The 24,334-nt window shown below is 37.9% G+C and carries 27 protein-coding genes and 1 pseudogene; 8 read left to right on the plus strand and 20 right to left on the minus strand.

The features are described from left to right. Nucleotides 1-173 precede the first annotated feature (173 nt). The 3 genes from MHB40_RS16900 to MHB40_RS16910 form a co-directional block, all read right to left on the minus strand. Nucleotides 174-1,163 carry a zinc-dependent alcohol dehydrogenase family protein gene (locus MHB40_RS16900; protein WP_342533006.1) on the minus strand — a complete coding sequence of 330 codons (990 nt, stop codon included), beginning with the start codon at nt 1,161-1,163 and terminating at the stop codon, nt 174-176. 21 nt (nt 1,164-1,184) lie between these two features. After that, nucleotides 1,185-1,592 (minus strand): GNAT family N-acetyltransferase, encoded by a 408-nt coding sequence (locus tag MHB40_RS16905; protein ID WP_342533007.1) that lies wholly within the window; start codon nt 1,590-1,592, stop codon nt 1,185-1,187. A 70-nt stretch (nt 1,593-1,662) separates the two neighbouring features. Then, nucleotides 1,663-2,346, minus strand: coding sequence for a VOC family protein (locus MHB40_RS16910; protein WP_342533009.1), 684 nt, complete (start codon nt 2,344-2,346; stop codon nt 1,663-1,665). Between the two features lie 399 nt (nt 2,347-2,745). Between MHB40_RS16910 and MHB40_RS16915 the strand changes: the two genes are divergently transcribed. After that, nucleotides 2,746-4,479, plus strand: coding sequence for a cache domain-containing protein (locus tag MHB40_RS16915; RefSeq protein ID WP_342533011.1), 1,734 nt, complete (start codon nt 2,746-2,748; stop codon nt 4,477-4,479). Between the two features lie 47 nt (nt 4,480-4,526). Here the strand turns inward: MHB40_RS16915 and MHB40_RS16920 are convergent, their stop codons facing one another. Further along, nucleotides 4,527-5,279, minus strand: a complete 753-nt coding sequence (locus MHB40_RS16920) for an SMI1/KNR4 family protein (protein WP_342533013.1) — start codon at nt 5,277-5,279, stop codon at nt 4,527-4,529. 150 nt (nt 5,280-5,429) lie between these two features. Here MHB40_RS16920 and MHB40_RS16925 point away from each other — a divergent pair, with 150 nt between their 5' ends. The 4 genes and pseudogenes from MHB40_RS16925 to MHB40_RS16940 all read left to right on the plus strand — a co-directional run bounded on the left by MHB40_RS16925 (nt 5,430) and on the right by MHB40_RS16940 (nt 6,909). Further along, nucleotides 5,430-5,768, plus strand: a complete 339-nt coding sequence (locus MHB40_RS16925; RefSeq protein WP_342533014.1) for a hypothetical protein — start codon at nt 5,430-5,432, stop codon at nt 5,766-5,768. 10 nt (nt 5,769-5,778) lie between these two features. Then, nucleotides 5,779-6,333, plus strand: a complete 555-nt coding sequence (locus tag MHB40_RS16930; RefSeq protein ID WP_342534793.1) for a GNAT family N-acetyltransferase — start codon at nt 5,779-5,781, stop codon at nt 6,331-6,333. Between the two features lie 3 nt (nt 6,334-6,336). Continuing rightward, a pseudogene (locus MHB40_RS16935) lies at nt 6,337-6,660 on the plus strand (GNAT family N-acetyltransferase). Between the two features lie 114 nt (nt 6,661-6,774). Next, nucleotides 6,775-6,909, plus strand: coding sequence for a hypothetical protein (locus MHB40_RS16940; protein ID WP_342533015.1), 135 nt, complete (start codon nt 6,775-6,777; stop codon nt 6,907-6,909). Nucleotides 6,910-7,312: 403 nt separating this feature from the next. Here the strand turns inward: MHB40_RS16940 and MHB40_RS16945 are convergent, their stop codons facing one another. The 3 genes from MHB40_RS16945 to lepA form a co-directional block, all read right to left on the minus strand. Next, the gene (locus MHB40_RS16945) at nt 7,313-7,654 is read right to left on the minus strand and encodes a DUF2834 domain-containing protein (RefSeq protein ID WP_342533016.1); all 342 of its coding nucleotides are present in this window, start codon (nt 7,652-7,654) and stop codon (nt 7,313-7,315) included. A 111-nt stretch (nt 7,655-7,765) separates the two neighbouring features. Next, nucleotides 7,766-8,155 carry a hypothetical protein gene (locus MHB40_RS16950; protein WP_342533017.1) on the minus strand — a complete coding sequence of 130 codons (390 nt, stop codon included), beginning with the start codon at nt 8,153-8,155 and terminating at the stop codon, nt 7,766-7,768. 690 nt (nt 8,156-8,845) lie between these two features. Beyond that, complete coding sequence (gene lepA, locus MHB40_RS16955; protein WP_205444516.1) at nt 8,846-10,672, minus strand: translation elongation factor 4; 1,827 nt, start codon at nt 10,670-10,672, stop codon at nt 8,846-8,848. 225 nt (nt 10,673-10,897) lie between these two features. Here lepA and MHB40_RS16960 point away from each other — a divergent pair, with 225 nt between their 5' ends. Next, nucleotides 10,898-11,401: a DUF3221 domain-containing protein gene (locus tag MHB40_RS16960; protein WP_205444518.1), complete on the plus strand. Its 504-nt coding sequence runs from the start codon at nt 10,898-10,900 to the stop codon at nt 11,399-11,401. A 125-nt stretch (nt 11,402-11,526) separates the two neighbouring features. Here the strand turns inward: MHB40_RS16960 and MHB40_RS16965 are convergent, their stop codons facing one another. The 3 genes from MHB40_RS16965 to gpr form a co-directional block, all read right to left on the minus strand. After that, complete coding sequence (locus MHB40_RS16965; protein ID WP_342533018.1) at nt 11,527-13,422, minus strand: acyltransferase family protein; 1,896 nt, start codon at nt 13,420-13,422, stop codon at nt 11,527-11,529. Nucleotides 13,423-14,014: 592 nt separating this feature from the next. Then, nucleotides 14,015-14,869 (minus strand): stage II sporulation protein P, encoded by an 855-nt coding sequence (spoIIP, locus tag MHB40_RS16970; RefSeq protein ID WP_342533019.1) that lies wholly within the window; start codon nt 14,867-14,869, stop codon nt 14,015-14,017. 120 nt (nt 14,870-14,989) lie between these two features. Next, nucleotides 14,990-16,006, minus strand: a complete 1,017-nt coding sequence (gene gpr, locus MHB40_RS16975; RefSeq protein WP_342441040.1) for a GPR endopeptidase — start codon at nt 16,004-16,006, stop codon at nt 14,990-14,992. A 163-nt stretch (nt 16,007-16,169) separates the two neighbouring features. Here gpr and rpsT point away from each other — a divergent pair, with 163 nt between their 5' ends. Further along, nucleotides 16,170-16,418 (plus strand): 30S ribosomal protein S20, encoded by a 249-nt coding sequence (gene rpsT / locus MHB40_RS16980; protein WP_004226906.1) that lies wholly within the window; start codon nt 16,170-16,172, stop codon nt 16,416-16,418. A 95-nt stretch (nt 16,419-16,513) separates the two neighbouring features. On the opposite strand, the gene holA is transcribed toward rpsT, so the two are convergent. Continuing rightward, nucleotides 16,514-17,524, minus strand: coding sequence for a DNA polymerase III subunit delta (holA, locus tag MHB40_RS16985; protein ID WP_342533020.1), 1,011 nt, complete (start codon nt 17,522-17,524; stop codon nt 16,514-16,516). 165 nt (nt 17,525-17,689) lie between these two features. Here holA and MHB40_RS16990 point away from each other — a divergent pair, with 165 nt between their 5' ends. Further along, nucleotides 17,690-17,827 (plus strand): YqzM family protein, encoded by a 138-nt coding sequence (locus tag MHB40_RS16990; RefSeq protein WP_036121877.1) that lies wholly within the window; start codon nt 17,690-17,692, stop codon nt 17,825-17,827. A 47-nt stretch (nt 17,828-17,874) separates the two neighbouring features. Here the strand turns inward: MHB40_RS16990 and MHB40_RS16995 are convergent, their stop codons facing one another. From MHB40_RS16995 to yhbY, 9 genes are all read right to left on the minus strand, one after another. Further along, nucleotides 17,875-20,130 carry a DNA internalization-related competence protein ComEC/Rec2 gene (locus MHB40_RS16995; RefSeq protein WP_342533023.1) on the minus strand — a complete coding sequence of 752 codons (2,256 nt, stop codon included), beginning with the start codon at nt 20,128-20,130 and terminating at the stop codon, nt 17,875-17,877. A gap of 14 nt (nt 20,131-20,144) precedes the next feature. After that, nucleotides 20,145-20,714 carry a ComE operon protein 2 gene (locus tag MHB40_RS17000; protein WP_205444527.1) on the minus strand — a complete coding sequence of 190 codons (570 nt, stop codon included), beginning with the start codon at nt 20,712-20,714 and terminating at the stop codon, nt 20,145-20,147. Between the two features lie 106 nt (nt 20,715-20,820). Then, on the minus strand, nt 20,821-21,471 hold the full coding sequence (locus MHB40_RS17005) for a helix-hairpin-helix domain-containing protein (protein WP_342533025.1): 651 nt from the start codon (nt 21,469-21,471) through the stop codon (nt 20,821-20,823). Between the two features lie 98 nt (nt 21,472-21,569). Then, nucleotides 21,570-21,725 carry a hypothetical protein gene (locus tag MHB40_RS17010; protein ID WP_342533026.1) on the minus strand — a complete coding sequence of 52 codons (156 nt, stop codon included), beginning with the start codon at nt 21,723-21,725 and terminating at the stop codon, nt 21,570-21,572. An 86-nt stretch (nt 21,726-21,811) separates the two neighbouring features. Further along, nucleotides 21,812-22,549 carry a class I SAM-dependent methyltransferase gene (locus tag MHB40_RS17015; RefSeq protein WP_342441043.1) on the minus strand — a complete coding sequence of 246 codons (738 nt, stop codon included), beginning with the start codon at nt 22,547-22,549 and terminating at the stop codon, nt 21,812-21,814. Beyond that, nucleotides 22,550-22,894, minus strand: a complete 345-nt coding sequence (gene rsfS / locus MHB40_RS17020) for a ribosome silencing factor (RefSeq protein WP_342441044.1) — start codon at nt 22,892-22,894, stop codon at nt 22,550-22,552. Further along, complete coding sequence (yqeK, locus tag MHB40_RS17025) at nt 22,891-23,463, minus strand: bis(5'-nucleosyl)-tetraphosphatase (symmetrical) YqeK (protein WP_342441045.1); 573 nt, start codon at nt 23,461-23,463, stop codon at nt 22,891-22,893. Before yqeK ends, rsfS begins: the two co-directional genes overlap by 4 nt. Beyond that, entirely contained in the window at nt 23,432-24,022 is a 591-nt protein-coding gene (locus tag MHB40_RS17030) for a nicotinate-nucleotide adenylyltransferase (RefSeq protein ID WP_342441046.1), read from the minus strand. Before MHB40_RS17030 ends, yqeK begins: the two co-directional genes overlap by 32 nt. A 9-nt stretch (nt 24,023-24,031) precedes the next feature. Continuing rightward, on the minus strand, nt 24,032-24,334 hold the full coding sequence (yhbY, locus tag MHB40_RS17035) for a ribosome assembly RNA-binding protein YhbY (protein ID WP_205444536.1): 303 nt from the start codon (nt 24,332-24,334) through the stop codon (nt 24,032-24,034).

A 24,334-nucleotide genomic window follows, 5' to 3' on the forward strand; every position in this document is an offset into this window, starting at 1 on the left:
ACTTTTTTGGAGCGGGGGCTCGCTTTCTAAGTAGATTCTCACTTTCGGAGCGGGCCCTCTCACTTTTGGAACGGTTACTCCTTCACAATTAAAGAAAACATCCACTTCCTTATAAAAAAACATACTACCAGTAGCAGCTCATCCATAGTTGGCCTACTATAGTAGTATGTTACTTAGTCAACGTTCGTTAAAAATACTTTTCCTTTTTTAGACCTCTCAACAGCATCGATTGCCTTATGAATGTCCAGTAATGGATAATGGGCATGTACTTTCATCATTTTTAGTGAACCATTATGTACAAGATTTACAAGATGTTGCATCGTTTGTTGCCATTTTTCTATTGACGTCTGATGTTGCCAATGACGCAAATGGAACATCCTCGCTTGTACCTTTGCTTCCTTCACAATGTTTGTCCAATTTACCTGAATACCCGATAAAAGACCAATGGCTAAAAAAATTCCACCAGGCTTTATGCAGAACGCCAGTTGATTGCCAGCCTCTCCTCCAATGGAATCAATTGCTGCATCTGCCCCCTTACCATTTGTTAATGCCATAACGGTTTCATAGAGTGACATTCGAGAGGTATCGATGACAAAAGTTGCACCAAGTTGCTGTAATTCTTCAGTATGCTGATTACTTCGTGTCACTGCAATAAGTTGAAATCCTAGCAATTTCGCAAGCTGAGCATAGAGATGTCCAATGGCTGAGCCACATGCATTTACTAATAAAACATCGTTTGATTGTAAATGGAGAACCTCTGAACAAGTTACAAAAGCTGTGATCGGATTAATATACATTTGCGCTGCAGTAAAATCATCCATTGTGGCAGGAATAGACACTGCAAAATCAGCTTGAGTTTTCACTACTTCCTGCCAAGTTCCCTCTCCCCGTAATGGTAATACGCGCTGGCCAATAAGCTTGGGTGAAACAAGCGGTCCAACATCTTCAATAATTCCTACGCCTTCATAGCCAGGCACTGTTGGTAAAGTGATTCTATGAGCATATTTCCCCCATATCGGTATTAAATCTGAGGGATTGATTGGTCTTGCTAGCATGCGAACAAGAATTTCTTGACCTTGTGGAGGTGCAATGGTTTTATTCTCTAGCCTTACCACCTCTTGCGGATTTCCAAATTCATAAATTTTTAAGCATTTTGCTTTCAACGATTCTAGCTCCTTTATTCATTACGTATAAAACAACATCATACCAGGAGCATTTATTTCACGTTCCTTAAATCCAAGCTTCTGATAGAAAGGTTGTTTACCTTCAGCACAAAATAATTGAACCCATTTTATATTTTCTTTCTGACATTGCTCTAAAAGAGTATCCATCACCATAGTGCCAACTCCTTCTCGCTGATAATCAGGGTGCACCATCACATCACAGATAAAGGTTTGATAGATACCATCAGAAATAATACGTCCATATCCAATTAGATTGTCGTCATCATAAATAGACGTACTGAACCAGCTATTGCAAATAGCCTTGTATAATTGTTCATACGTATACAGCCCTTTTGCATTCCAGCCCGTTGTTTGGTGCAATGCTTTATACGACTCTATCGTCGGATTTGTTTCTTTGATTACATACATCTAATACCCCTCCTCATTTTGAATAAATATACAAAATAACACATATTTAATCCATAATAAGTTTATGATGTTAGAGTTGGACAAGGGTTAGTTGACCTTTTTCATCCATATTTAATTGTAAAGCTTCGTTTAGTTCAATACAAATCGGGCTGATTAACGCTTTCTTATCAGAAAAATACCAAAGACGTTCACTCGGCCCTAATAGTATATTGGCTCCGTCTTCATAGTTGCCTAGAAAATTAAGAACATCTAGTCGGATTTCTTTGTTTGCTATAGGCTTTATAGCATATTTTTTTAACTTTTCAGCTATTGCTAGAATGTCATCTGTCGTTAAATTGATTTCCCCAATATGTAACACTTGCTCAACAGAAAAATTGGCTGCATCATGTTTTGAATTTATTTCTTGTCTTGCAATAAACTCCACTATATTGCCTTCAGGATCGTAAAAATAACATGAATAAGCTTTTAAAAATTCAAAATAGACTTCATCCTGCCCCTCTGAATCCAGCAAACCTACATGCTCCTTTGCCCAAATCTTTGCCTGTTGAAATAAGTTGCTAGGAATATTTAATGCAAAATGATACTGCTTTGGAATATAAGAATAAATTTTTTCAAATGTTATCCTACTTTCACCCACGGCTATTGTAAAATGGTCAGCTGTTCTTTCTAGCAAAGCAAAGCCTAACAGATCAACATAAAACTGCTCCATTTTTTGCACATCGTGAACATATAATTTTACCTTCGTAATCTTCATCTTTAAGCACCCCTTTACACTCCCTACTATACAAGCAGCTGATAAGAATAGCTTCATGCGAAAGAATGAAATTCAATGTAGATCAATTCAAGCAGCTCTCGGTCTCCCCTGCTATTTGGTTGCGAAATCACGAGGAATTCTACATCTTCCTGTGAATCGTTTCGCATTGGATGTTGTAAACGCGGAGGAAATTCAATTCCCTCATGTTGTTTCTAATGTTCTATTAGTTTTCATCCTTTCTAGATTTCATATTACAACTATTTTTACCTCTTTTTTAAATATTTTTACCTATGTTTACCTTGTAAGTAAAAGGAACTAAACTTTAAATATCCCTTCCCGATATATCTTCTATAAATTAGACAGTCTATTTTTTATCTTTAGTATGAAAGGGAGCTATTTATGAAGTCGATCAAACAAAAAATCATTAGTATATCATTGATTTTATTTGCATTACCTTCTTTTATTATTGGGTACGTTGGATATAGCCAATCAAAGGAACACCTTACAAACTCAGGTGAAATTACCTTGAAAAATAGTGTAGAAATGACCATTCGCATGATCGATAGCTTGAATAAGGAAGTTGAAAAAGGAAGAATGACGTTTGAAGAAGCACAAGAGCAAGCAAAAGTTGCTTTAATCGGTTCAAGAAAGTCTGATGGCACACGAGAAATTGAAAACCCTGTGGATCTAGGAGAAAATGGTTATTTTTTCGTTTTAGATAAACAAGGGCTTGAAGTAGCAAGTCCTCTTTTTGAAAATGAAAACACATGGGATATGGAAGATGCAAAAGGTAAGCTTTACATCCAGAATATCATCCAGCATTCACAATCGGAGGGCACCTTTACAACATATTATTGGCAGCACCCAACAAATGAAGAAAAAATCGAAGAAAAGATTGCTTATAGTAAAATGGAACCTGATTGGGGTTGGATCATTGTTGCTACAACCTATACAATGGATTTCTATAAACCTGTTGATTCCATACTTTATACCATGCTGATGACAATAGGTATTTTCTTAATCATTGGTACCATTATCACCCTGTTATTTTCAAAGCATTTGGCATCACCCATCAAAACTATTGCAGGCCAACTTAGTGAGATTGCAGAAGGAAATCTTCAAATTGACACTATAAATGTCAACAGAAAGGATGAAATTGGTCAATTAAACAATTCATTAATTCAACTAAAAGGAAATCTTGCTACAATGATTAGCAACATTGTAAATGTCTCTAAACAGGTGACCGTTCAAAGTGAAGAAATGACATATACCGCTGAGGAAGTTGGAATAGGTTCAAGACAAATCGCTCTTACAATGAACGACCTTTCCAATGGTGTCGAAGAGCAAGCACATTCTTCCACATCGTTGCTGGAACAAATAAGTGCTTTCTCTAAAACCATACATGTTGTTGCAACAGAAGGGGACAACATTAAAGATCAATCTCAAAAAATGTTGACCATCACCAATGAGGGAAACCAACATATGACTTCCTCCATTGAACAGATGACAATTATTGATAGGCAAATTAAAAATTCTTTAGAAATGGTACAAGGACTTGATCGTAAGGCTAATCAAATTACGGAGCTTGTGAACGTTATTAAGGATATTTCCGAACAAACGAATTTACTCGCTCTAAATGCTGCCATTGAAGCAGCGAGAGCTGGTGAACACGGTCGGGGTTTTGCGGTTGTAGCAGGTGAAGTACGGAAGCTAGCAGATCAGGTTAATTTCTCCATCACGAATATTACCTCTATTGTGATAGATATTCAATCAGCGTCCAAGCAAGTTGTCGCAACATTAGAGGACAGCTATCAAAAAGTAGCATTTGGTACGCACCAAATTGATGTAATGGGTGGAGCCTTCCATCATCTAAAAGAGATAATTGAAGCCATTAGTATCAAAGTAGATTCAATGGCGAACTCCATGACGGCTGTTTTAGAGAATACGCACGTTATTAACGCTTCAATTGATACGATTGCCGCTGTATCGGAAGAAACGGCAGCTGGAATTGAACAAGTGACTGCCACAACTGAACAATCTAGCAGTTCCATGGAAAGTGTGGAGGTTAGTGCAAAATTATTAAAAGAGCAAGCGACTACATTAAATGACTTAGTACAACAATTTAAACTTTAACTGTCCAAAGGAATCACGTCTATGTTCGTGATTCCTTTGGATTTTTCTCATCCAATAAATTCCGCTAAGCTGATTTTCTTTTTTTGAAAATCTGCTCGGATATGCTGTAACTCGGCCTCTAACTTTAAGGCACCTGCTTCAACTCCCCTATAAATTACTAGTGGGGGCTGCTCTAAAGCCTTTCTCGCTTGTGAATAATCATAAGATAATAATTTTTTTAGCAACAATAATGTCTTTAGCTTATCTTTTCCTTCCCCAGTAATAGTTAGTTCATAGTACGCTACAGAACTTTCTACTGGCAGCATATCCTCTAAACCAGGTGGGATCAGTACACTTTCAAGGAATAAAATTAGATTGTCATAAGCCATTGAAAAATGCCAACTGCCTGTCCCATGAGTAGCGGTAAAAATAGCTGTATCACCTCTTGTTAAATCCAGACAATAGGGATCGCCTTCATCTGTTGCGATGACTAAATAATCATGTGGCCAATCCACAATCGCCTCATCTGTCACCGGATTATAATTATAGCCATCCTGCCCACGTATTAAATCTCTTGCTCCATAGATCTTTAGATTAATATAATCACCTGTAGCCCATGTGACCCTTTCAACGACATAATGTCTCAAAAAATAAACATACTCTGCTGGTAATGACCATCCACTATCCATAAAATGGCTAATATCCTCTTCGGCTTGATGATGAAAAACCATTGGATAGGCTGATTCCCGCTCTTGAAACTCTTCGATAAAATCACGCATTTGCTCTAATACTGCATCGAGTTTCTTTTGTAAATCTTTCAATGGGATTTCCTCCTTTTAGTTGCCAAGTGTCTTTCTTTGCATTTTAACACATTCCATCATTAACCAATTAAGGGGAACATGTTATAATCATTAAAATAGACTGGTAGTATGCATAACGAGCACAAAAATAACGGATGGGAGCGATCTGTCATGTCACAACATGTGAACAAACAGACAATACAGCAAGCCAACACGGAATTTTTGAAAGCACTTCGCTATTTGGATTATGGCAAGGTAACACAAGGGGAACAATGTCTCAAACAAGCCACTCATTTTGCGAATCTGGTGGATGACCATCTCACATTTATTCGAGCCGCCATTTGCTATGGAGAGTTGCTATGGCATGCTGAAAAATATGATGCCTCCGATCATTGGTTACAGCTTGCACTAGATCGATTGCCCACAGTACAGCAAGATATAAATGGTTTACTAGATGTGGATGTGCAACGAGCTCGATCCCTACTAAACCATAGACGACACCCATCATAAGGAGCAAGCAATCATGAAATTACTTATTAGACGTCCAAACCAATCGGACATCCAGGCGTTACACCAATTCTTTTCTCTTGTCATTCAAGATACTTTTGCAAAAGAAGGCATTGCCGAGCTAGTGGACGATCAACAGCATGAATGGGAGACGAAAAAACAGTATGTAGCAATGGACTTAGAGAGCCAGGGCGAAAAAAGATTTTTCTGGTTAGCTTTGAACGAAGAAACCGATGAAATAATAGGCACTATCGAATATGGTGAAGCCCACGAAATCATCCAACAAACGATCAAAGAAGATCTATCCCAATGTCCAGAAATCGGTACCATATTTGTTCATCCAGACTATCAAAATCGTGGTATTGGCACCATGCTATTAGAGAAAATGCTAATGACGTTAAAAAATCGAAGGGTTCTTGGTTTTTGTTTAGATAGTGGGTATAAACAAGCCCAAATCATCTGGCAGAAAAAATTTGGCCAGCCAGATTTTATCCTTGAAAACTATTGGGGAACAAATAATCACCATATGATTTGGAAACGAACATTGCCATTTCGACTAAAGGAATAAAAAATGTCCTATCAGATTCCACCAGAACTACATGTAAACAAATCTTATGTCTATAACATGCTCCATGCATACAATGTAAAACACTTTCCAAAAGATTTATAAGGTCGATATTAGGAAATACACACACTAATGGTAGACGAAAAGCTTTATAGTTTAGGGCATGGATCTAACCTATTGATAACAATTGAACAAATTGCAATGGATACTCAGTGTGATTTCATTAAAGTTGACACAATTAGCTTTCAAGCGTTAACATTTTATGAAAATCATCATTATGAAATATATGGGACTCTCGATCGCGTGGGAAGAGGCTTTAAACATTATTAAAAAAAGACATTAGGATAGATTTTAAATAAACCATTACGATGGGTCAGTATCTTTATTGGTAAGTAATAAAGAGATTATTAATGCCAATACTTATTATGTTTGGAGGGAAATGAAATGTTAAAATTCATTGATGATTTAGCCGGTGCGGTTTTCGATGTTTTTATGTTGTTTTGTTATTTCTTTGCAGGCGTAATAATTGTAGGAGTCCCCATTTTTTTATTGGCTAAGTTTTTTCTATTGTTTTACTAAATTCCAAAAACAGATGTCACTAAAAAAGGAATCACTCAAAATAGTGATTCCTTTTTTTGGTTGGTTGCTGGCAATCAATAGTACTATGATAAACTTTCGGAATTATTTGGTTACCACTTCCATGTGCAATTATGAATGGAACATAATATTCTGTTCGTACACAGCAGAAAAGTTTCCATTTCTTTCATCAACAATTCTTCTATACGTTATCTAAAAAAACGCATAAATTAAGGGGTCACTACCATACCGAACTCATTTTACTCAAGCTGCCTAAGGAAATAACCATGTCTAACTTTTAGGGGTCACTTCAATTATGGAGTGGTCTTTTTACGAATTATTAAAGCTCCCGTTTGCCATCCATGTAACGCAAAATCAACACTACATCCCAAAAATGCAATATTTTTTACTTTCTTTCATTGGAGTTTAACAACACTTCTTTCTTTATGTACGGCTGTCTGAAAAACAAAAATAACGGTAATGCCAATGATAAACCAACTGTAAACAAAGCTAATAGACATATCCACTTTTCTTTAATGTTATACTTTCTTGACTCATTGAACATAAAGATTATAAAAACAAAGCATGAAATAAAAAAGTCAACAGCGAAGAAGGTCGATATCGAGTTTGTAAATAATAAATCTATTAATAACCCTAAATCAAATCCGTTTTCTTTCAAGAATTTCACCAAAAAATAATACGGAAATACTGTGCCGATAATCGCAAATAATAAGTACACTTTTCTCATTTAAAATTAATTCCCCTCTCTATGATTTTCACAAATATTATACTTCTTAATTAAACTCTTTTAGTTTAATAATACCTATAAAAAATTAATTTTTATAAATATTTCCATTTATCATTCCAGCCAATTTTCTAACGAGGGTTTATCATGCACTATTGATTGTGGATGGCTATCACGTTCATTCAACCAGTTATAGAAAGGTATTGGACGTTCATTAGCAGGAGTTTCTTCTATAGACAGGGATTTACTTTGCTTCATATTAGAAAGCTCGACAGCCTTGTTATATGCGCCTGTGAATACGGCTCTTAATGTGCTTGTAACTGTCAGAATACCCTCTTTAATATCCATAGCGATTTTAAATAGCACGTTCTTAGCTTTTATAAATTCAAAGAATTTACTTGTGCAGCGAATACAACCTTGTGTAGTTCTTGCTAGATTTGTTGAAAATAAATGAACTACTAAAGATGAAACAACGAAAGCTGATAAAATCTTCTTTGATACCATAATAAATCCTTTTTTCTTTTTATTCTTAATATGCTAATTAATTACATATTAACATTTAAGATATTAATATAAAAACTATATATTTCAAGAGAATATTGTAAAATTATTTCTAATACTGAGAAAAGGTGGATTGATTATGAATTCAATATATAAACCATTAATTTTAGCGGTGGTAGTAGGGTTATACGTATATATAGCTAGTAAAAGTGAAAATAATCTGATACTAAATTTTGTCATACTTTATATTATAATTACAATAGTTTATTTATTATTTAGAAAAATTGAAAAGAAAAGAAAAAAGTAAGGAGAAGATAACTTAATTAAAAGTAGGAGATTCGAGACTCTGTGAAAACTGAAAAAAAGCAGCTGATAGTAGCCAAAACAAAAAATGCTCAGGTACTCAATAAACACGAGTATCTCGGCATTATTATTAACTATGCTAATTGAAAGTGGACACCCATAAAAACTGTTCAAAAAAGATTAGGACACAGCAGATCAGCAATTACTGAAGACCGCTATGTCCATTTAACACAGAAGATGGCAAGAGATGCTGCCGATATTTTTGATTCCATCGCTAAAGATTTATAAATTGCTGGCACAATTTAAATGCGGTGGCAAATCGGTGGCAATCTCCACCCAACTGATACAAAATAATTTGATTAAACCCTTATAAACGCTGTTACATCAATATTACTTCGAATCATCCATCTTCAGCACAGCCATGAATGCCTCTTGAGGGACTTCGACTGAGCCTACTTGTTTCATACGTTTTTTACCTTCTTTTTGTTTATCAAGAAGTTTTCGTTTACGAGAAATATCTCCACCGTAACATTTCGCTAATACGTTTTTACGGATGGCTTTAATTGTTGAACGTGCCACGATTTTTTGTCCAACTGCTGCTTGAATTGGTACTTCAAATTGTTGACGTGGGATTAATTCTTTTAATTTTTCTACGATGATTTTGCCACGATCATAGGCAAAATCACGGTGTACGATGAAGCTTAATGCATCGACTTGCTCACCATTTAGTAAAATATCCATCTTCACTAATTTCGATGGCTGGTAACCAATAAGTTCATAGTCGAATGATGCATAGCCCTTTGTATTTGATTTTAAATAGTCAAAGAAATCATAGACAATTTCGGATAATGGCATTTCATAAATAATACTTACACGTGATGTATCAATATAGTCCATCGTCATGAAATTACCACGCTTCATTTGACAAAGTTCCATAACCGCTCCCACATAATCATTTGGTACCATGATTGTTGCTTTCACATAGGGTTCCTCAACACGATCAATTTTTTGCGGGTCGGGCATAAAGGATGGATTATCGACTTTAAGTTCAGAACCATCTGTCATATGAACCTTGTAAATTACGGAAGGTGCTGTTGTAATTAAGTCGATATTAAATTCACGCTCAATACGCTCTTGAATAATTTCCATATGTAGCAATCCTAAGAATCCACAGCGGAAACCAAAACCAAGTGCTTGCGATGTCTCTGGCTCATATTGTAGAGCAGAGTCATTTAACTCTAGCTTTTCTAACGCTTCACGTAAATCATTATATTTGGCTGTATCAATTGGATACAAACCACAGTAAACCATTGGGTTCAAGCGACGATAGCCAGCTAATGGCTCAGTTGCAGGACGATTCGCATAGGTTACAGTGTCCCCTACACGTGTGTCACCTACATTTTTGATAGATGCTGTTAAATAACCTACATCACCCACTGTTAATTCAGCCTGTGGCACAACCTTTGGTGTATGTACCCCAACTTCAATAACCTCGAATTCTGCACCTGTTGCCATCATGCGAATTTTATCGCCAGGCTTGACAGTACCATTGATGACACGAATCGAAATGATAACACCTTTATAGGCATCGTAAACCGAGTCAAAAATTAAAGCTTGTAGTGGCGCGTCCGGATCACCTGTTGGCGCTGGTACCTTCTCTACGATTTGCTCTAGAATATCCTCGATACCAATACCTGCTTTTGCAGAAGCTAAAACTGCTTCAGAAGCATCTAATCCGATTACATCTTCTACTTCTTGACGTACACGCTCAGGGTCAGCTGCAGGTAAATCAATTTTATTTATTACAGGTAAAATTTCTAAGTCATTGTCAAGTGCTAAGTAAACATTTGCTAGTGTTTGTGCTTCAATACCTTGAGCTGCGTCCACAACTAAAATGGCACCCTCACAAGCAGCTAAACTACGTGATACTTCATATGTGAAATCGACGTGTCCTGGTGTGTCGATTAAATGGAATGTATACACTTCGCCGTCTTTTGCTTCGTACTTTAATTGAACTGCATTTAACTTAATTGTAATGCCTCGCTCACGCTCTAAATCCATTGAGTCGAGGAGCTGTGCCTTCATCTCACGGGAAGTTAAAGATTTTGTTTGCTCTAAAATACGGTCAGCAAGCGTTGATTTCCCATGGTCAATATGTGCAATAATAGAGAAATTTCGTATATTCTCTTGTCGTTTTAAACGTGCTTCTCGGTTCATCTTTTCCACTCCTAATTAAACTATAATGAATTATACTATGAACGTTATGCAAAGTACAACAGCAACTAGACTAGAAAGCCTATAATATCAATACTTTCAGTGTTTCATGTCGTTTTTAAATTTTACAGTATTAAGTATATAAATACAGAGAAATCAACTGTGGTGGCACACGATGTGTAACAGTTTAGATGGAAATGCGTCTACTGGACAAGAGGAGGAATTGCGTTGAAAAAATTCATAGTAGGATGGTTGGTGCTTCTTGTCTTAGCTGGATGTGGCACAACAAAAGATCATGTAAACAGTAAAGAGACGGCCACAATTGAAGGATATGTGACAGCCGCTCAAGCAAGCAGCTTTCTCGTTGTAAGCAATGAACCTGTCCCTTCAAATGATTCCAACACACAATTTGTAGATGCACTATGGGTAACAACAACCAAAACGTTAGAAATAGGGGATTATGTTCAAGTATGGGCGGATACGATTGATGAATCTTACCCTGGTCAAACAAAGACAGAGAAGATTGAGGTTTTACCCACAACCGTGAAAAGCACGCTTTCTACAAAAGATATCATTATCCATGTAGCAAAAAAACTTGAACACAATCCCCTTATTACAAACATAAACTATGATAGTAAAAAGAAAGAATGGACATTGTACTATTTTCCACGTACTGAAGGAACAGATCAATTGGTCCAGCTTACTATACAGGATCGACAACCAATAGAATAAATATAGGCAGAGCGAATAGTCTAAAGGTCAACTGTTTTGAAATCGTAACTCTCCAAGAAAAGATGTCAGATATAGAAAAAGTCAGCTACGCAGGTAAAACTGTGTATACTGACTTTTTCTTTATTTTAATTGTTTAAGGATTGTTGAATGAGCTTTGTTAAAACTTCTACCCCTTTTTTCTCTAAATGTACTCCGTCAGGGGCAAAGTATTCAGGGTGATTGATTGCAGCTGCATGCCAGTCAATTAGTGTGATTCGCTCATGTTCCTGTGCTTTTTGCAGTAAAGCTTCATTCACTTTTGCTTCCCATGAACGCGGCACACGTGTATTCACTAAATAAATATCGGCATTTGAAAATGCTCCAAGGAGTGCATCCATTTGGTTAGTTGTAAAATAACCATTTGTCCCCAATTGTAGAATGACTGCATAATTAGGCTGATTAAAACTTGCATAATTTGGTGCAAGTTTGACAGCTTGCGAAACTTGTCGGCCTATTTTTCCATCGATTGTAATCGTCGGATACATAGTATGTAAGCTCGGTGCAATATCAATCATTAAGGAATCGCCAATCGCTAGTATGCCACGATAAAATTCATCCTTTTCAGGCTCTGTCATTGTGTTATTTTCTTCTTGCTTAGGCGTTTCAATCTCCTGAACATCTTCTACTCCCTCTTCCTTGTTTGGAGAAGGCTTGTCGGTTGAGGTTTCAGCTTGTTTGTCATGCTTGTTCAGATCGGCTGTAGGCTCATCGCCATTAATTTTTATCGTTGTTGGAAACGTTTTAGATGGGTTTTGCTGACTTTCGCCTACTACGCCTGTTATTCCTGTGAAAAATACAAGCAGAAAAAGCGGAACCATAACTGTTGATATTTTTCGTGGAAAAGAAAGGCTTCCCCATTTATTTTTATTACAAACCAGATATTTTTGACAATAGACTCGGAATCCATCTTTCCGAATAGGCATCTCAATGAAGCGATAGGATAGCTCTGCAATCAGCAAGATTAGTAAAAGCTGCAGGAAGATGCGCCAATAGGAGGGGTTCCCGATTTCATGAATGGGTGTCCCTAAAACCATGACAGGATAATGCCATAGATAAATGCCGTAGGAACGAGAGCCTAGCCAACATAGTGGCTTCCATGCCAATATTTTTCCTAGTATGCTAACAGGATGACAAATACATGCAATCAAAACAGCAGCATTCAAGCAAAATAAAAACATACCCCCTCTATAAAGAAAGGACTGATACTCATCAATATACACTATGCTTACTAAAAAAATAGTAAGTGCAATGAAGCTCATAGTATTTAGTTTCTTCACATGGTTTGCTGATAATTTTTGAGAAGATAGTCTTTTCATTGGCCAAACAAGGGCTAGCCAACAGCCTATTAACAATTCAAAACAGCGTGTGTCCGTCCCATAATAGACGCGACTTGGATCAGTACCTGGCTGATAGAGTATCGCCATTACGAACGCTGAACAAAGGGCGCCACAAAAGACGATGTATGCTAGTTTACTTTGTTTTTTAACAACAAAAAGCCCAATCATTAAAAGCAATGGCCAAATCAAATAAAACTGTTCTTCAATGGCTAATGACCATAAATTTTTTAAAGGTGACGGAGAACCGAAACTATCAAAATAAGAGAGTTTATGAAAAATGAACCACCAGTTACTTGAATAAAAAATAGAGGACAAAGCATCCCCACGCAAAGTATGGAGAAGCTCTTTATGAAAGAGCATTGCCCAAACAAATGATGTAACAATCATAACGTAGGCAGCTGGTAGTAGCCTTCTAAATCGTCCCACCCAAAATTTCTTTAGGCTGACTGTTAATTGATTGCCCTTTAAAGGTAAGATGGTAGAGGTGATTAAATAGCCCGATAATACAAAGAAGATATCTACTCCTAAAAAGCCACCTCTAGCCCAACTGAAGTTAAAATGATAAGCAATAACTGCTAATACAGCCAATGCTCGAATCCCGTCTAGTCCAGGAATATAACGATGATTTAATGACTTGCCTGACATACTATTCCTTCCTTCAATAATCTCTCAATTTCGTTTCGGTATAATGTGTTGGTTTTTTCTAGCTGTACAAAGTAGAAGTCAATCTAAAAGCGCTGTCACAATCTGTAATAACCGCACACGGCTTTGGTTAAATGATGTTAGTTACATCCAAATGCTACAAGGAGTATCGCTTTTTGAAGGTATTCCCTTCTGCATCAAGATAAAACCTGTTGTCACGTAATAAACCTTTTGGATTGATAACCATCCCCTCTCTATTATTTTTGCTTATTCACTTATATGTTTGACGATTGAAATACGATAAAAGTTTGAGAGAAAAATGAAACGTTATCATTTTTAGTCTTCTAAAAATTCATATGTATATTTGCTATAGAGGCATTCCCAAAAATGGTATATACTCCAAAAGTAAGTTTGCTTTATTTGCATATGCCTTCATTTAACGTTTTATCATGAAATTCGCGAGCCAACTTGAAAATTATAAGACAAGAATGAAGCAATGGAAAGACAATTAATGAGAATTATTTCTGGAAATTTTATTATCATACAATATTAAAAAAGTGAGCCCACAAGAGTCCCACTTTTTAATATGATTGGTCTATTTTGTTGAATCATTGACAAACGCTTTTGATATTGCCTTACCAATTACAGCAATTGTACGATTAACCTCTTCCTCAGTATTACCAATTCCACCAATCTCAATAATCATCATTTGCTTTGCTAAATCCTGATTGTATCGCCCATCAACCCCATCACCACTTTTAGAAATAACCCCTTTGGAAATTTTTGGAACGATGGCATTTAGTGTGGATGATAAACTTTCAGCATAGGCTGTATTCCAGCGGTAATTAGCATGTTCTGCCCCAACAACAATAGCGATTTTCGCATAATTTTCCCCATTATATGAGATCGTTGTAAGATCATGTTTTAATGAGTCACGATGTAAATCAACTATTAAATCATAATTATTTGTTTCTAAATGCTTACTTAAATATGGCCTCATCACATTATAAGATTCATGATAGCCTTTACCTTCTTCTTGTAATTTCTTCATAATATCTACATCAAGAACATCCGTCTTTAAACCATTTACATTAAAATGATTCACAATCTTATCCTTCAGGCTCATAATATTGACCGTTTCATGAGAAGTCGCTACCTTACCACTCACTGCTTTCACTATCGGTTCGTATGCTTCATGCGTATGAGTAAATAACACTAACACTTTAAATGGGTCCGGGTCTAGGGCTTGATCTGGTTCAGGCTCTTGCGTTTGTTCCAGTACACTTTGTTCAGCTAAATTGGTAGCGGCAAACACGACTTGCTTATCTTCTGATTGTTTGATCGGAGTCGATGCTTGCTTGTTGAACGGAAGTTGCCCAGCAATGACAGGTAATACGAAAAAGAACAATAATATACCAAATGACCATTGTAGTTTTTTTAGCAAAGTCACACCCTCCTCCCCATATCGTATGGAGGGGGGGTGTTAATTAGAACGAAAATAATTTTCTTGTTTTACGCATAAATAAGCGTGTTTTAGAAGGACTTTTATAAGCATTGTTTTTTGATTTTTTTATAAATCACTTGCCCAATCCATTAGCATAGAAGCCACTAATTTTGCATAGCGATCAATCCAATAGTCTGCTTCTTTTGGTGTCACCATTAATTGGGTGTGGGAGCCAGCGAAGGTTTCCTCAAACAGCTGCTGCCGTTCCTCTTTTGTCCATGTCGCCCATTCTCCAAAAATAGGTTGTACTAACGTCATATCCAGTTCCTTGTTGATATCTGGTTGCCACGAGGATAAGGAAAGCTTCGATGACGGTTTACCGCGTTCAGCCACACGGGCAGCTATCGAACGAAGCATTGTTTCTACCGCATCCGCAATTAATACGGGTGCATCTACTACTGTCGGTATACCAATCGCTGTTACTGGAATGCCAAGCATCTCATAAGAAATTTCTTGCCGTTGGTTGCCAACCCCTGAACCTGGGTGTATACCCGTGTCAGTTAATTGAATCGTTTTACAGAGTCGATTACTCGCTCTTGTTGCAAGTGCATCCACTACAATGATCAATTTCGGTTGTAGACGCTCTGCAATAGCAGCCACAAACTCTCCTGTTTCGTAGCCTGTTTGTCCTGTTACACCAGGAGCATACATGACAAATTTTTCATCAATGACATCTAAACTATGCAGATGGTCAATTAAATAGGGACCTATTGCATCCGGTGTAATGGTACGATTTCCTAAACCAACTATTAAAATTTTATCGTTTTCTTGCCAAGCAAGATCAGCATGCATTTTTTTGAAATTTACAAGCAATTCTTGCTCAAGTTGTGTAAAACCTTCTTGATCTTCTAATGTCAGCGTCGGGACAGAAAGTGTAATATACTGCCCTTCTTTTTTACCAATTTGTTTTTCCCCTTCAGCGTCTACAAGAACATCTGTAATTTTTACTCTACCAGCATTCCGATCTTCAATTTGAATGCCACTTGATTGTTCAAGCTTTTCTTTTTGCTCTTTCGTCTGATGGACAACTACCTCTTCTGATTCATCGATTAAATCTGTTCGTTGCCAATTAAAATTTTGCATACAGTTCACCTCAAGCTGTAGTTTGTTCAAACTGTCAAGTAAATATTCTTTGCATTTATCTATTGCAATTTGGCCAAGCGTTTGTTAAAATGATTTTTGTTGTATTGACACAAGAAATCAATGAGAAGATATCATCTCGTACCTAATTTAGGAGGTGAAATATATGCCAAACATTAAATCTGCGATTAAACGCGTAAAAGTTAACGAAAAAGCTAACATTGCTAATTCTCAAGCTAAATCTGCAATGCGTACTACAGTGAAAAAAGCTGAAAACGCTGTTGCTGCTAACGCTGAAAACAAACAAGAACTTTTACAAGCAGCTTTCAAATCTTTAGATAAAGCAGCTTCAAAAGGACTTATCCACAAAAACGCGGCGGCTCGTAAAAAGTCTCGCCTTGCTAAAAAAGCGTAATTGTTTAAAGGATCAGGTACTCTATTAGGAGTAGCTGATCTTTTTAATTTTATAGAGAACTTAAAAAGCTGCCCCTTATTGGACAGCTTTCTTTGTTATAGTTGGCGCAATAAAAATAGCTCTAAATAGCGCTCTCTATTCCCACCAGTCGATTTTAGCTGTAAATCAACTTCTGCTAATTGATATAATGCTCGCAGCAAATTTTCTTCTGATGGGCGATGACGTTGCTCAATCATAAGTTTGACGCGATATGGATGAATTTTTAGATTTTTAGCGATTTGCTGTGGATGATATCCTTTCTTCAACAAATAAAAAACATTTGACATGGTACGAACATTGGATGCGAGCAAGCCCACTAACATAATAGGCTCTTGTTTTTGTCGCAATAAATCATGATAGATGGACAAGGCTCCGACAGAATCATTAGCCAGATAAGCATTGAGCATTTTAAAGGCATCTTGCTCCAATGTTTTTGCCACCAAATCCTCCACTAACGAAGTTGTAATTTCGCCACCTTCACCTAAATAAAGGGTTAGCTTGTCAATTTCCATCTGTAATTGTAGCATGTTGGCTCCGACCATCGAAACAAGCAGTTCAATAGCATCTTGTGCAATGCTATTACTCTTTGCCTTGACAATGCCCTGAATCCAGACGGCTAAATCCTGCTCTTTTGGTGTCTCAGCTTGTACAAATAATGCATGCTCCTTCATCATTTTGGTCACTTTTTTGCGTTCATCTAATTTTTCATAAGGAGCAATAAAAACCGTTACGGAGAAATCAGACGGATTCGACAGCCATGTTTCCAATCGTTTCACATCATGATCGATTTTTTCCTTCCCTTTCTCGGTGGCCTTTAAAAACGAAGCATTTTTAGCAATAATGAGCTTACGTTCTGAGAAAAAAGGAATGGTATCTGCTTCATCCATGACCGCATCTACTGGCACTTCCTCTAAATCAAATGTGGTCATTTCCAGATCTTCTTCTGGACCCATCGCCTCTTTTAAGCGTTTAATGGTTTCATCTATAAAATAGCTTTCTTCACCAACAAGCAAATATACTGGTGCAAGCTCACCTTTTTTTATTGTATTCCAAACCGTTGAAATCATAATTTCCCCTCCATCTAGCAATACTATTAGTATACATGATTTTATAGCCATTTGTGTCTTTGACCGAATTGTGTCGATTCCTTGCCAGACGGGGAAATCACCTTTTCGATATAGCTTTTATGACCATGTTGTCTTATAATAAATAACAGAATTGGAGGGATAACAATGAATCCATTTGAAGGAAAGAACATACAATGTCGACGTAACGATGCCATCGATTCTGGTGTTGGTTTCGGTGTATCATTTGGCGTTTTCACAATTATGTTTATTATTGCAACTATAGTAGAATTCGTATCACAGTAATTGGACTTATGCAGGAAAAGGGCCTTGGTCATTGGACAAGGCCTTTTTCATTTACTGACTGACCAGCGATTATCCCAAATACGTATTTCGATTGTTCCATCCAATCCTGTTGTCCATGTCGCTAAATTTCGACTGACAAAACGTTGTACTACTTCTTCATGTGGATGACCATAGCGATTATGGAGACCTGCACTAAAAACTGTTAATTGGGGCTGTAGTAGCTCAACAAAGGCTTCTATGCTCGATGTCTTACTCCCATGATGTCCTGCCTTCAGCAATGTGAGATTGGCCAATAAAGGCCCATAACGCTTAATCAGCTGTTGTTCGCCATATTGCTCCAAATCCCCTGTAAATAACGCTGTAAACGCCTTTTGTTGCATGTACAGGACAAGGGAGTCATCATTTCCCTCATAAAAGGTGTCATCAGGCCATAAGTAATAAAAATCTGTCACTCCTACACGCCACGCATTCCCCTTTATCTTTTCTTTAATAGGAATATTTCGCTTGTTTGCTTCTTGCAATAAATCATTCATTAAAGGCTCATTCAATGAACCAGGTGTAACGTGTATTTCCTTCATGTTAATCTCTTGTAATACTTCCTCTGCTCCTTCAATATGATCTGCGTCCGCATGCGAGGCTATAAAAATATCAATGGTTCGTATGCCCTTACCTTTTAAAAATGGCACGACAACTTGCTTTCCAACCTCATAAGGACGATCTGTTTTCTTCCATGACTCCTGCTCAAAGCGTAATACGCCTCCAGCATCTATAACATAGACTGCCCGCCTAAATGGCAATTCAATGACGATACTGTCTCCTTGTCCTACATTTAAAAAGGTGATCTTCGTTTCGTTATACAACATAGGTGACAGATGAACCCAAATAGCGGGGATGACAAGGACCATAATAGCTTTCCTAAAACGTCTTATTTCTAAGTAATAGAAGCTTGCTAAAACACTTAACATCGCAACGCAGCTCAGCCAACTAGATGGTTTGCCTGGTGACCATAATTGCCAAGGAAGCGCCTGCATATAAAAGATCATTTCGGTCAGCCAATTACGCAGTGGTTCATAGCCAGCAAATAGCACGTTGGCAAGTGGTAAGGAAAGATAGGATAGCACAAAGGCTACAATGTTAAAGGGTAATATAACAAAGGAAAACAGTGGAACAAAAACAATATTGACAAAAAACGAGGAAATAGATAACTCATAAAAATGATGGAGTAGTAGTGGGTAAACGAGCAGTTGGCACACGAATGTGATAAAAAAAGAACGACTGAGCCAATTCCTCGTCTGCTTGAAAATGATACTGGAATAAATAAGACTAACAGCTGCTAAATAGGACAGTTGGAAACCAATTTGAAAAATAACACCTGGCTCAAGCAAAACAAAGCCTATAAAGCTAATCGCTAGTGCATCATCCATCGATATAACCCACTTAAAAAAGCGCAATAACATCATCAATTCAACTACAGAAACTGCACGCCATACGGAAGGTGCACCACCTGCGATCACTCCATAAACGGGTAAGAGGATCAACAGCACTACAGTAGCCATTTCTTTGCGAACGCTTATTCTAAGTAACCCTTCAAAAAATAGCCAAGACACCAGCGCGACATGTAATCCGGAAATCGCAAATAAATGGGTGATACCGAGCTTTTGATAGGCTCGCTGCAGTTCATCCTCCATCTGATCTTGTACCCCTATTAGAAGTGCTTGCGCCTCTGCTACAAGGGATTCTGGAAAGGTCCTCTCTATATGCTTTTTCATACCGTGTCTTACTTCAGCAAGAAGGGTGAAAAAGGAGGCACGTTTTCCTACATAACGCCAATTTGCGATTTCAACAACGCCTGTTGCTCCTTTGCTCGTTAAATAGTTGGACATGGAAAAGGCATAAGCATGCGCAGGAGAAGAGGGTGTCACAAGTTCACCTTTAGCAACATACGTCATTCCCGATAATGAGGTATTTTCATAAAAATTTTTCTCTTGTTCCGAAGAAAACGTATAAACCACGTAAAGCTTTTGGCCATTTGTTGTTGTAGCAAACCCACGGAGTTTTTGCCCGTTTATTTTATAGTCAATTGACCAAGTTAAAGGGAAATTTGACGGTAAAGGGGAAGGTTCCGTCAGTTGATTGATAGAAAGGAAAAAATAAGCTAGTAGACCACTAGTTAGCACAAAAATTGCAAGAAAACGTGACTCACCTTTTATGATGAGCCACAGGGCTAGTAGCAGTAAAAAAATGAGTAGCCATACTGATTTATGTGCCGCAATAGCAGCTACAAGTACAGCAAGTGCTACCATGATCCATCTATGCTTTAAAGCTCGATGCCAAATAATGCACTCACCTTCTGTTCATATGGGAGCAATTTTTCAGCCGATACCCCACTCTCGCGAAGCTCATGCAACATTTCTGTGTACAAGGCTAGCTTGTCATCTCGTAAAAAATCGATTTTACGTTCATCAAAGGGCACATGAACTACTTCCACTCCAGCTTTTGCAAATAGTTCCTGTGCATATGGATTATTTTTATAATCTGTAGCGTAATACACACGTTCTATGCCAGCTTGAATAATGGACTTTGTACATGGTAAGCATGGAAAATGTGTCACATACAAGTCAGCCCCTTTTGTCGGTGTTCCATATTTAGCACATTGCAGTAAGGCGTTCATTTCAGCATGTACGGTACGCACGCAATGGTTATCAACCACATAGCATCCTTTTTCGATACAATGCTCGTCCCCTGTAATGGAACCGTTATAGCCACCTGCAATAATGCGTTTATCACGCACAACCGTTGTTCCTACAGCTAGTCTTGTACATGTACTTCGTAATGCGAGTAAATGGCTTTGTGCCATAAAAAATTGATCCCAAGTAATTCGCTCCATATGACTACCTCCAAAAATTGTCTAACAAATTATCTTTCTCTTGCTTTTCTACTATAGTGTAGCCCTTTTAGAAAAGGGGCGTCAATATCACAGCATGCAAAAGCCTTTACTTTACGGTAATCGCATCCTTTAGCTTCTCAAATGTTTTATCACCAATACCACTCACATTTTTTAAGTCATCTATCGTTTGAAAGTGACCATTTTCCTCTCGATACGTAAGGATACTTTGCGCTTTGGAAGGACCGATGCCTGGCAATGTTGCCAAAGTTGCCACATCAGCTTTATTAATATTAATCTTTTGCTCTTTATTATTACTTTCCATAGGTATCGTTAAAAGAGAAGGAGCTCCTTCTTCTAGCTGTTCGCCCTTGATAGGAATATAGATCACCATTTCATCCTGTACTTTTTGGGCATGATTGATAAGCTGTGTGTCAGCATTCTCTGTATAGCCACCAGCAAGCTGTACAACATCTTTTATACGTTGATCTTGCTGAAGCTCATAAACGCCTGGATACATCACAGCACCCTTTATATCCACAAATATCTGCTGCATCACCGCTTCCTCAGCAGATGCACTCAAATTCTTTTCTTCAATAGGTTGGATTGTCTCGATGAGCTCTTCTTGGGGATGTGAAGAGTCAGAACTCGAAAAATAGAAGTAACAAAGTCCACTGACGACTAGTATGCTGGGGAATAACATACTTTTTTTGTACTTTTGCCATAAAGATTGGAGCACAGTACCATCCTTTCCTTGCAAAAGGTCATCATATGGAGTTACATATATCTTACACTATGGTTAGTTAGTTGAAAATGATAAAAAAATTTCAGGCATTTCTCTTTACCTGTTGAAGAGAGCTATCCTCTTACTTTAGCCTTTCTATCCACCTGTTCTAGTGTTCTATCCGCTACTTTAGCCTTTCTATCCACTTGTTCTAGTGTTCTATCCGCTACTTTCGACTCTCTATCCACCTGTCCAAGTGTTCTATCCGCTACTTTCGCTTTTCTATCCACCTATATAGGAGTTCTATCCGCTACTTCACCCTTTCTATCCATCAAAAAAGCCACACTGCCTCTTACACAGTGTAGCTTCTTTTTCTTTATTTCACCGCACGAATGAAAATGCGTTCACTTTCATCATCAGGTGCCTCATCCGTAAAGTCTGCTGTGATTTCCACATAACTAAAACCGATGGCACGTAACCAAGTCATATACTGCTCGATAGTGAAAGTACGTTGCACGTGCTCCTCATCAAAGCGTTCATATAATTCACTTGACTTCTCTCGCACATAGAAGGTCATTTGATGAATAACCGAATGCTCGAAGTCAGCAGGCTCCGTATGCCAAATATAGCTAATATCACCGTCATCATACGTGAACGGACCATCTAAAAAAATCTCATTCATTTTAAATAATGAGTGAACATCAAAAAACAGCTGACCCCCATCACGCAAAGCCATATAGATACGTTCTAATGTGGTATAGACAGACTGTTCCTCTACTACGTAATTCAAGGAGTCAATTGTGATCGTGACAATATCCATTTCCTCAAACCCGTCTAGTTCGACCATAGACATACAGTATAATGGGGCATGGTAGCCTGCACCAGCAAAGCGTTCTGCTGCAATGGACAGCATCTCTTCTGATAAATCGATTCCACTGACTTGATAGCCAGACTGTGCAAATAACAAGCTAAGTACACCAGTGCCACAACCAATATCTAAAAGTTTTGGGTACTGGCTGCTTGGTGCATGTTGTACAACCCAATCTACATAGAGATTGTAAGGAATATCCGTTTGAAGCTCATCATAGACATGGGCAAAGCGTTCGTAACTCACTTAGGCCTCTGGCATGTCTAGTTGCGGTGCATCGCCCCAAAGACGCTCTAAATTATAATAAGCACGCTCATCCTTATGGAATACATGTGCCACTACATCTCCTAAGTCGACAAGTACCCAACGAGCTCCATCGAAACCTTCGATACGGCGAATTTCATAGCCATCTTTTTCAGCTACATCCTGTAATTCACGCGCAATTGCTTGCACTTGGCGATCTGAGTTACCATGAGCAATGATAAAATAGTCCGCTAAAAGGGAAATTCCTTGCATATTTAAAACGACAATGTCCTCACCATGTTTGTCGTCAATTGCTTTGTACGCTGCTTGTAATAAAGTTGAAGTCATCCTTCACTTTCCTCTCTGTTCATCATATCGTTATAACATTCTATTGATAAAGGATAAATTGGCTGCTTTGTGTCAATTAAAAATGCCAAAGTATGGCGTACACATGCACTCATCGCCTTATCCAAATTTTTTTGCGCTTTTTTGCGTAGACGATCAACACCATCAAATTGACGGTTCGGTTCAATCATATCTGCGACAAAAATGATTTTTTCTAAACGGCTCATACCCGCGCGCCCAGTTGTATGGAAACGAATAGCATTCAACAGTTCTTCGTCTGTGATGGCAAACTCACTTTGTGCTATATATGCACCGACTGGACCATGTAGTAATTCACTGCCCCACCCAATGAGTCTTGCATCTAATTCTTCATCACGAACGATCTTCTCCATCCACTCAATGTCTGCATATTTAGCAATATCGTGGAGGATAGCTGCTGTTTCAGCTTTTTTCACGTCCTCTCCATACTTTTGAGCTAGGTCGATGGCCGTTTCCATCACACCGATTGTATGAATATAACGTTTTTTAGGCATTCTTGGCTTAATCGCCGCTAAATACTGTTCGCGTTCCATAAAGACCTTCCTCTCGTATGAACGTCTCTACCGCTTCTGGTAGTAAAAATGTCACCGTTCCTCCAGTCGCCAGGCGTTCACGAATCAGTGTGGACGATAAATCGATTTGAGGCACTTCCACCATACTTATAGGGTACTCGGTTGTCGCCGCTGTCCCTGGACGCTTTACTCCGACAAACTGAACTAGTTTCACTAAATCATCGATACAATGCCATGTATGTAGCGAATCAATCATATCGCCACCGATGATAAAGTAGAATTTTACATTCGGTTCTCTTCTACACAAGGCAGAAAGTGTCTCATAAGAATAGGATACGCCACCCTTCTCAAGCTCATACGACTCTACTGAAAAATAAGGAAATGGACGAATCGCACGCTTTACCATTTCAAGTCGTTCGACATTACTGGCATCAAAACGTGCATGCTTATGTGGTGGTATGGCATTAGGCATAAAGCGAATTTCATCAAGTTCTAGCGCATGAAATACTTCATTTGCCATCAAAAGATGCCCCATATGTGGTGGATTAAATGTACCTCCTAGTAAACCGACCCTTTTCATCGTCTCACCTTATTTCGTTGCTTTTGGTAATACAATCTTTTTATGATTGCGTGACTCTTTATATAAAACAACTGTTAGGCCGATTAATTGGACAAGCTCCGCATGAGCGCCTGTTGCTAATGCTTCAGCGACTTCATGTTTATCCTCCTCACAGTTATCTAAAATACGTACTTTAATTAACTCACGTACTTCTAATGCCTCACGAATTTGCTTTGTCATTTCATCATTAACGCCGCCTTTTCCTACTTGGAAAATAGGTGTTAAATGGTGTGCTTCTGCACGTAAAAAACGTTTCTGTTTACCTGTTAACAT

Source organism: Lysinibacillus sp. FSL K6-0057, assembly GCF_038630885.1.
Classification (GTDB): domain Bacteria; phylum Bacillota; class Bacilli; order Bacillales_A; family Planococcaceae; genus Lysinibacillus; species Lysinibacillus fusiformis_F.